This is a genomic window from Actibacterium sp. MT2.3-13A (genome assembly GCF_018139985.1).
Classification (GTDB): Bacteria; Pseudomonadota; Alphaproteobacteria; order Rhodobacterales; family Rhodobacteraceae; genus JAGSOU01.
Genome location: NZ_JAGSOU010000003.1, coordinates 109,626 through 122,974 on the forward strand (window position 1 = coordinate 109,626; position 13,349 = coordinate 122,974).

The 13,349-nt window shown below is 69.1% G+C and carries 10 protein-coding genes; 2 read left to right on the forward strand and 8 right to left on the reverse strand.

Annotated features, from left to right (window positions below; translation table 11 throughout):
* Positions 1-64 precede the first annotated feature (64 nt).
* The 7 genes from KCI33_RS04095 to KCI33_RS04125 form a co-directional block, all read right to left on the reverse strand.
* Positions 65-808 (reverse strand): fumarylacetoacetate hydrolase family protein, encoded by a 744-nt coding sequence (locus KCI33_RS04095; protein WP_212523487.1) that lies wholly within the window; start codon positions 806-808, stop codon positions 65-67.
* Positions 805-2,016: a CoA transferase gene (locus KCI33_RS04100; RefSeq protein WP_212523488.1), complete on the reverse strand. Its 1,212-nt coding sequence runs from the start codon at positions 2,014-2,016 to the stop codon at positions 805-807. Before KCI33_RS04100 ends, KCI33_RS04095 begins: the two co-directional genes overlap by 4 nt.
* Positions 2,013-2,786, reverse strand: coding sequence for an enoyl-CoA hydratase/isomerase family protein (locus KCI33_RS04105; protein ID WP_212523489.1), 774 nt, complete (start codon positions 2,784-2,786; stop codon positions 2,013-2,015). Before KCI33_RS04105 ends, KCI33_RS04100 begins: the two co-directional genes overlap by 4 nt.
* Positions 2,783-4,063, reverse strand: a complete 1,281-nt coding sequence (locus KCI33_RS04110) for a TRAP transporter large permease (RefSeq protein ID WP_212523490.1) — start codon at positions 4,061-4,063, stop codon at positions 2,783-2,785. Before KCI33_RS04110 ends, KCI33_RS04105 begins: the two co-directional genes overlap by 4 nt.
* Positions 4,063-4,665 (reverse strand): TRAP transporter small permease subunit, encoded by a 603-nt coding sequence (locus KCI33_RS04115; protein WP_249138903.1) that lies wholly within the window; start codon positions 4,663-4,665, stop codon positions 4,063-4,065. Before KCI33_RS04115 ends, KCI33_RS04110 begins: the two co-directional genes overlap by 1 nt.
* Before the next feature lie 63 nt (positions 4,666-4,728).
* Positions 4,729-5,709, reverse strand: coding sequence for a TRAP transporter substrate-binding protein (locus KCI33_RS04120; protein WP_212523491.1), 981 nt, complete (start codon positions 5,707-5,709; stop codon positions 4,729-4,731).
* 195 nt (positions 5,710-5,904) lie between these two features.
* Positions 5,905-7,089 carry an aminotransferase class V-fold PLP-dependent enzyme gene (locus KCI33_RS04125; protein ID WP_212523492.1) on the reverse strand — a complete coding sequence of 395 codons (1,185 nt, stop codon included), beginning with the start codon at positions 7,087-7,089 and terminating at the stop codon, positions 5,905-5,907.
* Between the two features lie 188 nt (positions 7,090-7,277).
* Here KCI33_RS04125 and KCI33_RS04130 point away from each other — a divergent pair, with 188 nt between their 5' ends.
* Both KCI33_RS04130 and KCI33_RS04135 read left to right on the forward strand, forming a co-directional pair.
* A complete protein-coding gene (locus KCI33_RS04130) occupies positions 7,278-10,214 on the forward strand; it encodes an FAD-binding and (Fe-S)-binding domain-containing protein (RefSeq protein ID WP_212523493.1) in 2,937 nt (978 codons plus the stop codon).
* A 30-nt stretch (positions 10,215-10,244) separates the two neighbouring features.
* Positions 10,245-10,910, forward strand: a complete 666-nt coding sequence (locus tag KCI33_RS04135) for a GntR family transcriptional regulator (protein ID WP_212523494.1) — start codon at positions 10,245-10,247, stop codon at positions 10,908-10,910.
* 60 nt (positions 10,911-10,970) lie between these two features.
* Here KCI33_RS04135 and KCI33_RS04140 read toward each other — a convergent pair whose 3' ends face one another.
* Positions 10,971-13,319 carry a heavy metal translocating P-type ATPase gene (locus tag KCI33_RS04140; protein WP_212523495.1) on the reverse strand — a complete coding sequence of 783 codons (2,349 nt, stop codon included), beginning with the start codon at positions 13,317-13,319 and terminating at the stop codon, positions 10,971-10,973.
* Between the last annotated feature and the right edge of the window lie 30 nt (positions 13,320-13,349).

A 13,349-nucleotide genomic window follows, 5' to 3' on the forward strand; every position in this document is an offset into this window, starting at 1 on the left:
GGCCGCAGGCCGGATGCGAGACAAAAGCCTTGCGCCGAAGGCGCCCCATTCGACGGCGGGACACTCACTCCAAGGTGACGCCGATCGCCCCCAGCTGCGCGATCTCGCCCTGCGCGGTCAGCGGAAGGTCCCGCCAGGGCAGGCCGTTCAGCGAGCCGGTGATCACCACCTGGCCCGGCCGCAACCCGCCGCAATGGGTGCCCGCCATGCGCGCCAGCGCGCAGAAATTGGCGAAGGCGTCGCCGCCTGGCACCTCGGCCGCACCGTCGAGCAGGGTCTCGCCGCCGATCGCCAGCCGGGCGCGGACGCGGGAGGTGTCGAACCCGGCCCAATCCGCCGCGGCCTCGCCCAGCACCAGCGCGCCGTTGATCTGGTTGTCGGCCAGCTTCAGCGCCGAGGGCGCGCCTTGCGGATCCTCCAGCCGGCTGGCGACGATCTCGAACACCGGCAGAATTTCGGTCGCGGCGCGGGCGGCGGCTTCGAAACCGGAGTCCTGCGGGGCGGGCAGGGGGGCCGTGAGGCGGAAGCCGATCTCCATCTCCACGCCGACCGGCGCGCCCGCGGGCAGGCGGATCCGGCTGCCGCTGGGGTGGATGTCGCGGGCGAGGATCGGCGCCATGATCTGCGCCGCGCCGGGCTTGCAGGCGACCTTCCAGCCGCCCACCGGCCCGAGTTCCGCGACCACGGCGGCCTGCACCGCATAGGCCCCTGCCATGTCCAGCCCCGCGCCGCGCGACGCGGGAACCGCGGGGCCGCCGCCGTCGCGGGCCCGCAGCAACGCCTCGGCCAGCGCCTGCGCAGCCGTCATGCCGCGATCACCGCGCCCGCGGCGATCATCGCCTCGATCTGCGCCTCGCCGTAGCCGGCCTCGGCCAGAACCTCGCGGCTGTGCTGGCCGAGAAGGGGCGCCGGCCGGCGCACCGCGCCCGGGGTCTCGCTGAACTTCACCGGGTGGCCGAGGGTCTGCACGGTGCCGGCGCGCGGATGGTCGAGCTCGACGATCATCTCGCGGGCGCGGGCCTGCGGATCGGCGTGCATCTCCAGGATGTTCAGGACCGGGCCCGCGGGCAGGCCCGCCGCCTCCATCCGGTGCAGCCAGGTCCCGGTGGTCTCGGTCACTAGCGTCTCCTCGAGCAGGTTCACCAGCTCGGGCAGGTGCTGCATCCGGTCGTGGTTCGAGGCGAACCGCGGGTCGGTGTCCAGCTCGGGCTTGCCGATGACATCCAGGAACCGCAGCCAGTTGCGCTGGTTGGCGGCGCCCACGTTGATCCAGCCGTCGCGGGTCCGGAACGCCTGGTAGGGCGCGTTCAGCGGATGGGCGGAGCCCAGCGGCCCCGGCGCCTCGCCGGTGGCGAAGGCGATGGCGGACTGCCAGTAGGTCTGGGTGATCGCCGCCTCGAAAAGCGAGGTGTCGACCTTCTGCCCGCGCCCGGTCTGCAGCATGCTGGCATAGGCGGCGCTGACCCCCATCGCGGCCAGGATCCCGGCGTTGATGTCTGAAATCGGCGCGCCGGGCTTGACCGGCGCGCGGCCCGGCCCCTCGCCGGTGATCGACATCAGCCCCGACATGCCCTGCGCGATCAGGTCGAAGCCGCCGCGCTGCGCGTAGGGCCCGGTGCGGCCGAAGCCCGAAATCTCGCAATAGATCAGGCGCGGGTTGATCTCGCGCAGGGTCTCGTAGCCCAGCCCCAGCCGCTCCATCGTGCCCATGCGGTAATTCTCGATCACCACGTCGGCCTCGGCCAGCAGGCGGCGCAGGGCCTCGACGGCCGCCGGATCCTTGAGGTTCAGCGCCAGGCCCCGCTTGTTGCGGTTCATCATCATGTAGGCGGCGGATTCGCCTTCGATCGCCGGCGGCAGGAAGCGGCGGCTGTCGTCGCCGTCTGGCTTCTCGACCTTGATCACGTCGGCGCCCATGTCGGCCAGCATCAGCCCGCAGACCGGGCCGGCCATGATATGGGCCAGCTCGATCACCTTCATGCCCCTCAGCGGGCCGCTTCGCTGGCTGTCCGTCATCTGCCCCTCCAGTCCGGTTTCTTCTTGGCGAGGAAGGCCTCCATCCCGTGGCGGAAATCCTCGCTCATGTAGCACATCTCGATCAGGTCTGCGTCTGCGCCGGCGGTTGCGGCGCGGTTGCGGCGCATCGCCTCCTTGGTGGCGCGCAGGGTCAGCGGGGCCATCTCGCCCAGCTGCCCGGCCAGTTCCTCGGCGCGGGCGATCAGCGCCGCCTCGTCCTCCAGCACCTCCGAGACCAGCCCGGCGGCCTGCGCCTCCTCGGCGCCCATCAGCCGCGCGGTGAAGATCATCTCGCGCACCCGGCCCTCGCCCAGCAGGGCCGATAGCCGGGCGAGGTTCCTGGCGGCCAGGCAGTTGCCCAGCGTGCGCGCGATCGGAAAGCCGAATTTCAGCGCCGATGAGGCGATCCGCAGATCGCAGACCGAGGCGATGGAGGCGCCGCCGCCGGTGCAGGCGCCGTGGATCGCGGCCAGCGTCGGCAGGGGGCATTTCTCGATCGCGGTCAGAACCTCCTCGATCCGCGCCTCGTAGTCGAGCGCGTCGCGCGCCGTTTCGAAGGCGCGGAACTGTGTCATGTCGGTGCCCGCGGCGAAGGCCTTGCCGCCGGCGCCGTGGATCACCACGGCGCCGAGGCTGCCATCGGTCGGCACGTTGCGGCACAGATCGGCCAGCGCCTCATACATGCCGAAGGTCAGGGCATTGCGCGCCGCGGGGCGGTTGAAAGCGATCCAGAGCGTGCGGCCCCGGATCTCATGCGTCAGGTCGCTCATCGGTAGAAATACTCCACCAGGAACAGCGGCACAGAGGGCACATAGGTGCACAGCATCAGCACCGCCAGCAACACGCCGACGAAGGCGACGTTGACCTTGGAGACTTCCCAGATATTCGCCCGCGCCACCGCGCAGGAGGTGATCAGCACCGAGGCCACGGGCGGCGTCTGCTGCCCGATCGCCAGGTTCAGCGTCACCACCAGGCCGAAATGCACCGGGTCGATTCCGGCCGCGTTGATCAGCGGGATCACGATCGGCACCACCAGGATGATCGCCGCCGCGGAGTGCAGGAAAAACCCGATCACCAGGAAGAAGATGTTGAGGATCAACAGGATCAGCCATTGCTCGGTGGTAATCGCCAGGATCCCCTCCGCCAGCTGCTGCGGGATCTGGGCGCGGGTCAGGAAGCCGCCCATCAGCACCGAGGCCGCCACCAGCAGCATCACCACCGCGGTCTGGATGCCACCGTCCAGCATGGCGCGGCGCAGGTGCCGGCCATCGACCTGGCGATACCAGGCCGAGACGATCAGCGCCGCGATCACCGCCAGCCCGGCCGCCTCGGTGGCGGTGACGAAGCCGCCGAAGATGCCGCCCAGGATGATGACGGGCAGGGCGAAGGCGGGCAGCGCCTCGCGGAAGGTCTCGCGCACGCGGGGGATGTTGAACGCCTCTTCGGTGGGCAGGTTGTAGCGCCGGGCGAACCAGTAGGCGACGGCCATCAGGCCGGCCGCCCCCAGCAGCCCCGGCACGACGCCTGCGACGAAGAGCTGCTCGACCGAGGTGTTGGCCGAGGCGGCGTAGAGGATCATCGGGATCGAGGGCGGAATGATGATCGCCAGCGAGGCCGACGAAGACGTGACGGCGGCCGACAGTTCCTTGGTGTAACCGCGTTTCTTCATCTGCGGGATCAGGATCGAACCCATGGCGGCCACGTCGGCCACCGCGGAGCCCGAGATCTCGGCAAAGAACAGCGACACGCCGATGTTCACCATCGCCAGGCCGCCGCGGATGAACCCGATCAGCGCCGAGACGAAGTTGATCAGCCGGTCGGTGACGCCGCCGGCATTCATGATCGCGCCGGCGAGCACGAACATCGGGATCGCGATCAGCGAGAATTTGGTCGACCCGTCATACATGTCGAGCGCGATGGTCACGAGGCTCGACGCGCCTTCGGTCATCAGAAGGCCCAGCACGCCGGCCAGCGCCAACGCCACGGCGATGGGCACGTTGATGCAGATCATCGCGACCAGGGCGAGGAAGATGACAAGCATCAGCATCAGGCATGCTCCTTGTTCTTTTGCAGTTCGGCCTCGACCTCTTCCTCGATCTCGGCATGTTCGAGAGAGATGCCCCGGACGGTGTTTTCCCAGTATTCGGGCAGGCTGAGCAGTTGGCTGACGATGAAGAGGAACGCGCCGATCGGGATCACCGACTGGGTCAGCTGCACCGGCACCCAGGTCAGCGACACCAGGCGGTCGCCTTCCAGCACCTCGAGCACCTGGAGCCCGGCGCGGGCCATCAGCACGAAGAAGGTCAGAACCAGAGCCTCTGCCAACAGCAGCGCGGCGATGCGCAGCCGCGGCGGCAGGGCCAGGAGAACGGTGTCGAAGCCGATGTGGCGGCGGTGCAGCGCGGCCAGGGCCGAGCCGTAATAGGTGATCCAGGCCAGCCCGATGGCGGCCACCTCGTCATACCAGGAGAAGCTTTCGCCCATCAGCCGGGCGATGACGGCGAGGATCACGATGGCGGTGAGGCCGACCATCAATGCGATGGTGATCGTCTCCAGCGCGCGGCTGGCGATCTGGCGGATGCGTTCGATGATGAGGCGCGCGCCGCTCTGAGCGCCGGGGGGTGAATGCGGATCTGCGGTCATAGTCATGCCTTGGCTCCGGAAGGTTGGGGGTGCAGGAAGCGGCGGGCGCAAGCGCCCGCCGCGTCAGGTTCAGCTGCCCCCACCGAGGCTAAGCACCCGGTCGATCATCTCCTGCCCGCCTTCGACTTCGGCGGCGAAGGCCTCGTAGATCGGCTTAGAGGCGGCGATGAAGGCGTCCTTGTCGGCCTCGTTCACCTCGACCCCGGCGGCCTTGATTACGCCCAGCAGTTCCTCTTCCAGCGCGGCGGCCTTCTCATAGGTGAAGTCCTGCGTTTCGGCGGCGCAGTCCTTGAGCCCGGCCTGCACGTCCTCGGGCAGTTTCGAGAAATGCTTTTCCGAGGCCAGGATATAGGCCGGCGTGTAGACGTGGCCGGTGATCGAGAGGTATTTCTGCACCTCCTGGAACTTGGCCGAGGCGATCTGGGCATAGGGGTTTTCCTGGCCGTCGATCACGCCGGTCTGCAGCGCGGTGAACACGTCCGAGAAGGCCATCGGCGTCGGGTTGGCGCCGTAGTTCTGGAACATCTTCACCCGCCAGGTGCCGTTCGGTGTGCGCAGTTTCACGCCCTTCAGATCCTCGGGCTTGTTGATCGGGCGCACGTTGTTGGTGATGTTGCGGAACCCGTTCTCGGCAAGGCCGACGATGTAATAGCCGTTGTCCTGCGCGGCGGTCTGGAATTTGTCCATCATCTCCGCCTGGACGCGGCGCATGTGGTCGCGGTCCTTGATGATGTAGGGCATCTCGAAGATGCCGAAGACATCATCGACCGAGGACATCACCGACGAGGGCAGGGCGAAATCGACCTGTCCCAGCTTGAGCTTCTGCAGCAGTTCCTTGTCCTTGCCCAGCTGCGACGAGCCGAAGGCCTGAACCTCGACCTTGCCGTCGAGCTTGGTGTTCGCGCATTCGGCGAAATGGTTGACGGTGGCTTCGAACAGCGAGCCGGGCGCGCCGACATGTCCGAATTTCAGCGTCAGGTCCGCGGCCATGGCCGGGCCCGTGCCGAGGGTGATCAGCGCCGTGGCTGTGGCGATCAACGTTTTTTTCATGTTTTCCTCCCTGATATTGATCGTGATTTGAACCGGGCGGTCGGTCTGTTGCCGTCCCGGCCCGTGCATCCCGAGATGTCTGATGTTTGTCTTGCGTGCGCTCCTTTCCTGTCGTCTCGTTTCGATCCGTCTTGCGCGGCCGCGGCGGTCCCCCGCGCGCGCCGGCCTCCTCAAACCGGCGGGGCGGGGCCGCGATCAGGCGGCCGAGCGATGCGCCGCGGGCGTGCTGCCCAGAAGATCCATCGCCGCCTGCACGCCGCCGGCCTTGCAGGGCACGCTGGCATCGCGCAGTCCCATTTCCACGCCGGCCAGCGTGCCACAGAGCATCAGATCGTTGAAATCCCCCAGATGCCCGATGCGGAACACCTTGTCGGCGACCTTGGACAGGCCGTTGCCCAGCGACATGTCGTAATGACGCAGCGTGGTGGCGCGGAAGGCGTCGGCGGAATGGCCTTCGGGCATCATCACCGCGGTCAGCACCGGCGAGCGGTGCGCGGGCACCTTGCAGAGCACCTCCAGCCCCCAGGCCTCGACCGCCGCGCGGGTGGCCGCCCCGTGGCGGGCGTGACGGGCGAAGACATTCTCCAGCCCTTCCTCGTGCAGCATGGCGACGGCCTCGATCAGGCCGTAGAGCAGGTTGGTGGCGGGCGTGTAGGGGAAATAGCCCGTGGCGTTCGGGCCCTCCATCTCGGCCCAGCTCCAGTAGGCGTTTTGCAGTCCGGCGGTTTTCGAGGCGGCCACGGCCTTCTCGCTGATCGCGTTGAAGGACAGCCCCGGCGGCAGCATCAGCCCCTTCTGCGAGCCCGCAACGGTCACATCCACCCCCCAGTCGTCGTGCCGGTAGTCCACCGAGGCGAGCGAGGAGATGGTATCGACCATCAACAGCGCGCCGTGGCCCGCGGCGTCGATGGCGCGGCGGACGTCGGCGATCGGGCTGACCGCGCCGGTCGAGGTTTCGTTATGCACCACGCAGACCGCCTTGATCTCGCCGGCGCGGTCCTCGCGCAGGCGCGCCTCGATCGCGCCGGGATCGGCGCCCGAGCGCCAGTCGCCCGCGATGAACACGGGCTTCAGCCCCAGCCTCTCGGCCAGTTTCTTCCACAGCGTCGAGAAATGGCCGGTCTCATACATCAGCACCGTGTCGCCGGGCGACAGCGTGTTGACCAGCGCGGCCTCCCAGGCGCCGGTGCCCGAGGAGGGATAGATTACCACCCGGCCCTTGGTTCGGAAGATCGAGCGCATTCCGTCCAGCGCCTTCTGCCCGAGTTCCGCAAAGGCCGGGCCGCGGTGGTCCATGGTGGGGTAGTCCATCGCGCGCAGCACGCGGTCCGGCACATTGGAAGGTCCGGGGATCTGCAGAAAATGGCGGCCGGCTGGCATGGTGTGTCTCCTCTGTGGTCACGGCATTCTTGTGGACGGACGTCCTGGCTGCCCCCGCGCTGCGGGCCGTCCCCTTTCGGGGCCTCCTCTCGGGCCGGAGCGCCGGGCGGGGCGAAATTGCTTGAAGTGAATTCTGAATTCATTATTCAGTCAAGGGCCAAGTCGAGAAACCGGGGAGGGCGGGCGCGATGCCGGACGGGACACGGAGCAGGATCCTGGCCAGGGAGCTAGAGGGAGAAGCTCATTTCGGCCTTTTCGATCGGGGGCGCTATGCCACCGATGCCTCGATCTACCAGATAATGCCGGCCGGCGTGGTGATCCCGAAATCGGCGGACGACGTGGCCATCGCGCTGGAGATGGCGCGCGAATCGGGCTTGCCGCTGACCATGCGCGGGGGCGGGACCTCGCAATGCGGCCAGACCGTGAATTCGGGGCTGATCGTGGATTGCGCGCGGCACCTGAACCGGATTCTGGAACTGGACGTCGAGGGGCGCCGGGCGATCGTCGAGCCGGGAATCGTGCTGGATGAGCTAAACCGCCAGCTCAAGCCGCACGGGCTGTGGTTCCCGGTCGACATCTCCACCGCCTCGCGCGCCACCATCGGCGGCATGGTGGGCAACAATTCCTGCGGGGCGCGGTCGATGCGCTACGGCACGACGCGCGACAACGTGCACCGGATCGTGGGGCTGCTGGCCGACGGCACGCCCTTCGATTTCGGCGCCGGCGGCGGCAACCGCGTGCCGGCTGACCTGCTGGAGCGCCTGTTGGCCATCGGCGCGCGCGAGGCTGAGGAGATCGCCCTGCGCTTTCCGAAGGTCCGCCGGCGGGTCGGGGGATACAACCTCGACGCGTTGGTGCCCGGGGCGGCGCCGCCGAACCTGGCGCATATCCTGATCGGCTCCGAGGGCACGCTGGGGATCTCGACCGCGATCGAGATCGCGCTGTCGCCGCTGCCCTCGAAGGACAAGATCCTCGGCGTGTGCCATTTCCCCACCTTCCGCGCCGCGATGGAGGCGGCGCAGCATCTGGTGGCGTTGGGGCCGACCTCGGTCGAACTGGTGGATGCCACGATGATCTCGCTGGCGCGCTCGATCCCCCTTTACGCCCGCACGCTTGAGGAATTCGTGCGCGGCGCACCGGCGGCGCTGCTGCTGGTCGAATTCGCCGACAGCGCCGAGGAGAATGAGCGCAACATCTCCGCCCTGCACGACACCATGTCCGATCTCGGCTATGGCTTCGGCCGCGGCGGCGCGCATGAGGGCGGGGTGGTCGAGGTGCGCGACGCCCGCCTCGCCGGCGACATAGGCGAACTGCGCAAGGGCGGGCTGAACATCATGATGTCGATGAAGGACGCCGGAAAGCCGGTCTCCTTCGTCGAGGATTGCGCCGTGCCGCTGGAGCATCTGGCAGACTATACCGACCGGCTGACCGAGGTCTTCACCCGCCACGGCACCACCGGCACCTGGTATGCCCACGCCTCGGAGGGGTGCCTGCATGTGCGCCCGGTGCTCAACCTCAAGCTCGACAAGGATGTCGCCACGATGCGCGCCATCGCCGAGGAAGCCTTCGACATGGTGCGCGACTACAAGGGATCGCATTCCGGCGAACATGGCGACGGCATCGTGCGGTCGGAATTCCACGAAAAGATGTTCGGCCCCCGGCTGGTGCGCGCCTTCGAGGAGGTGAAGGGACTGTTCGACGCCGAGAACCGCCTCAACCCCGGCAAGATCGTCAATCCGCCCAAGATGGATGACCGCAGCCTCATGCGTTACCCGCGCGGCTACGACTTCGCCGATCTAGAAACCGGCCACGACTGGTCGGCCTGGACCGGCGCGGGCGGCGGTTTCCAGGGCGCCATCGAGATGTGCAACAACAACGGCGCCTGCCGGAAACTCTCCGGCGGCAGCATGTGCCCCAGCTACCGCGTGACCCGGAACGAGCGCGACGTGACGCGCGGGCGCGCCAACACGCTGCGGCTGGCGCTGTCGGGGCGGCTGGGCAAGGACGCGCTGTTCTCCGACGAGATGGAGGAGACGCTGCGACTGTGCGTCGGCTGCAAGGCGTGCAAGCGCGAATGCCCCACCGGCATCGACATGGCCCGCATGAAGACCGAGGTGCTGGCGCAGCGCGGGCGCAAGCTGGGCTTCGGCGCGCGCGCCCGGCTGATCGCGGCCATGCCGCGCTATGCCCGTCTGGGCGTGGCGCTGCGCTGGGCGGTGGCGCTGCGCAACCGTGTGCCGCTGCTGGCGCTGCTGGGCGAGAAGGCGCTGGGCTTTGCCCGCCAGCGCAGCCTGCCGCTGTTCCGCGGCGATTTCTTCCGCGATGCGGAGGTCGCGCGCGGCTCGGGCAGCGGCGCAGCCGGGACGGTGGTGCTGTTCACCGACACCTTCAACCGCTGGATGGAACCGCGCATTCCGCGCGCCGCGCTGCGCGTGCTGGCGCGCGCCGGCTACAAGGTCGAGCCCGCGCAGGCGCCGGGCACCCGTCCGCTGTGCTGCGGGCGCACCTATCTGGCCGCCGGCATGATCGACCAGGCCCGCGCCGAGGCGCAGCGCACGCTGGAGGCGCTGATGCCCCATGTGCGCGCCGGCCGCCCGATCGTGGGGCTGGAGCCGTCGTGCCTGCTGACCCTGCGCGACGAGTTCCTGACGCTGCTGCCCGGCGAGGACGCCAAGGCGTTGGCCAGGAACGCGCTGCTGTTCGAGGAATTCGTGGCGCGAGAGCTGGGCGAGGGCCGGTTCAAGCTGCCTGCCGGCGGCATGGCTGGCGAGACCGTGCATGTGCATGGCCATTGCCACCAGAAGGCCGCCGGCGCGATGGGCGACATGGACCGCGCGCTGGCCGCGCTGGAGGGGCTGGAGGTGCGCCACATCGAAAGCGCCTGCTGCGGCATGGCGGGGGCCTTCGGCTATGGCGCCGAGACCTACGATGTGTCGCAGAAGATGGGCGAGCTGTCGCTGCTGCCCGCGGTGCGCGCGGCGGCGCCGGCGCACCATGTGCTGGCCAATGGCACCTCCTGCCGCCACCAGATCGCCGATGGCGCGGCGCGTGACGCGTTGCATATAGCCGAGCTTTTCGACCGGGCGACGCGAGGGCAGGATGACGACGAACAGCGCCGGGCTTGATCTTTGCGCCCCGATCGAGAAAGGAACCGCATGAACAGCAAGATCCCAGGTCCCATCGAGCGCACCGCGCTGGCCGTCGAGATCAGCAACCACCTTCGGCAGATGATCTTCGAAGGTGTGCTGGAGCCCGGCGAGAAGGTGCGCGAAAAACCCCTGACCGAGAAATTCGGCGTGTCGCGCACCCCTCTGCGCGAGGCGCTCAAGGTGCTGGCCTCCGAGGGGCTGCTCGAACTGATCCCCAACCGTGGCGCCGTCATCACGCGGCAGAGCGCGGACGAGCTGGACGAGGTGTTCAGCGTGCTGGCCGTGCTCGAGGGGCTGGCGGGGGAGTTGGCGGCGAAGGCGGCCTCCGACAAGGATCTGGCGCGGATCTCGAAAATGACGCGCGAGCTGCGGCAAAGCTTCGAGGACGCCGACCGGCCGACCTATTTCCGCATCAACCAGGCGATCCACAAGGCGATCCTCGAGGCCGCCTCGAACGACACGCTGACGCGCACGCATGAGCTTCTGGCCTACCGCGCGCAGCGGGCGCGCTATCAGGCCAACCTGACCGCGGAGCGCTGGCGCGTCGCGGTCGAGGAGCACGAGGCGATCGCCGGGGCGCTGGAGGCGCGCGATGCGGCGCGCTGCGCGGCGCTGATGCGGGCACATCTGCTCAACAAGCTGGCCTCGATCAAGGCGGCGGCGAAGGTCTGAGCCGGCGCCCGGGCGGCGGGCCGCGCCGGGCCCACCTTTCCCAGCCGGTTTCGGGGGCGGCTACAGCTTCAACCGGCGCAGCCGCAGCGCGTTGCCGATGACCGAGACCGAGGAGAAGCTCATCGCCGCGGCGGCGATCATCGGCGAGAGCAGCAGGCCGAAGACGGGGTAGAGGATCCCGGCCGCGATTGGCACGCCGGCGGCATTGTAGACGAAGGCGAAGAACAGGTTCTGCTTGATGTTTCGCAGGGTGGCGCGGGCCAGTTTCCGGGCCCGGACGATGCCTGTCAGATCGCCTTTCAGCAGGGTGATGCCCGCACTCTCGACGGCGACATCGGCGCCGGTGCCCATGGCGATGCCGACATCGGCGGCGGCCAGGGCGGGGGCGTCGTTGACGCCGTCGCCGGCCATCGCGACGGCGGCGCCCTGCGCGCGCAGCTCCTCGACCAGGGTCTTCTTGTCCTCGGGCAGGACGCCCGCGCGCACCTCGTCGATCCCCAGCTTCGCGGCCACCGCCTCGGCGGTGCGGCGGTTGTCGCCGGTGGCCATGATCACCCGCAACCCCTGGCGGTGCAGGGTGCGGATCGCGGCCTCGGTGGTCTCCTTGATCGGGTCGGCCACGGCGACGAGGCCGGCCAGCGCGCCATCGACGGCGACATACATGGCGGTCTTGCCGTCATCCCTCAGCCGGTCCGCGGCCGCCTCGGCCGCGCCGGTGTCGAGGCCGATCTCGCGCATCATCGCGGGGTTGCCGAGGGCGACCGGCACGCCGCCGACCGTCCCGCGCACCCCCTTGCCGGTGAGGGCCTCGAACCCGGACGGCTTTTCGAGCGTCACGCCGCGGGCGGCCGCCCCCTCGACGATGGCCTCGGCCAGAGGATGCTCTGAGCCGCGTTCCAGCGCGGCGGCCAGCGCGAGGATCCTGTCCTCGGCCGTCGCGCCGAGGGCCACCACATCGGTCAGCTTCGGCCGGCCCTCGGTCAGGGTGCCGGTCTTGTCCACGATCAGGGTATTGACGCGCGCCATCCGCTCCAGCGCCTCGGCGTCCTTGATCAGCACCCCCGCCTGCGCGCCGCGCCCGGCGGCGGTGGTGATCGAGATCGGCGTGGCAAGCCCCAGCGCGCAGGGGCAGGCGATGATCAGCACCGAGACCGCCGCCGCGATGGCAAAGGCCAGCGCCGGCTCCGGCCCGGCCAGGAGCCAGACGGCGAAGGCCACGATCGCGGTAAGAACCACCGTGGGCACGAACACCGCCGAGACCTTGTCGGCCAAGCCCTGGATCGGCGCGCGCGAGCGCCGCGCGCCGGCCACCATCTCCACGATCTGGGCCAGCACGGTGTCCGCGCCGACCTGCATGGCGCGGATCGCCAGCGTGCCGTTCTTGTTGATCGTGCCGCCCGTCACACGGTCGCCCTGCGCCTTTTCCACCGGCAGCGGCTCGCCGGTGATCATGCTTTCGTCGACGGCGGAATGGCCCTCGACCACCTCGCCGTCCACCGGCAGGCTGTCGCCCGGGCGCACCCGCAGCAGGTCACCCTCGACCACGTTTTCCAGCGGCGCTTCGTATTCTGACCCGTCGGGCAGGATGCGGCGCGCGGTCTTGGGCGCGAGATCGAGAAGCGCCCGGATCGCGTCGCCGGTGCGCTCGCGCGCCCGCAGTTCCAGCACCTGGCCGACGAAGATCAGCGCGACGATCACGGCGGCGGCCTCGTAATAGGTGCCCACGCCGTCGCCCATGCGATACTGCGCGGGGAAGATGCCGGGCAGGAAGGTGGCGACCAGCGAATAGAGATAGGCCGCGCCGACGCCGAGCGAGATCAGCGTCCACATGTTGGGCGAGATCGCGCGGATCGACTCCCACCCGCGCCGGAAGAAGGGCCGCGCGGCCCACAGCACGACCGGCGTCGCCAGCAGGAATTCCACATAGACCGCCACGCGGTGGCCGATCCAGTCGCGCAGGGGCAGGCCGACCAGCCCGCCCATGGTCAGCAGGATCAGCGGCGCGGCGAGCGCCGCGCTGATCCACAATCTGCGCGTGAAATCGGTCAGTTCCGCGCTGGGCTCGTCGGTGGGCACGATGGGCTCCAGCGCCATGCCGCAGATCGGGCAGGAGCCGGGCGCGTCGCGGATGATCTCGGGGTGCATGGGGCAGGTGTATTGCGTTCCGGGCTGCGCGCGCGGCCCGACCTTCGCCACGTTGCCCGAGGCATAGAACCACGGGTCCGCGTCGAATTTGGCAAGGCACCCGTCCGAGCAGAAATGAAACCTGTCGCCGCCGAATTCGCGTGATCGGCTGCCGGCGGCGATGGCGACGGTCATGCCGCAGACCGGATCCTTCGCCGTCGGCGCGCCCGGCGGGATCTCCGCCTGGCCGTGGTGGTGAGGGTGGTCTTGATGTCGATCCGTCATCGTTGCCTCCTAGCGGCGTCGCGACTCGAA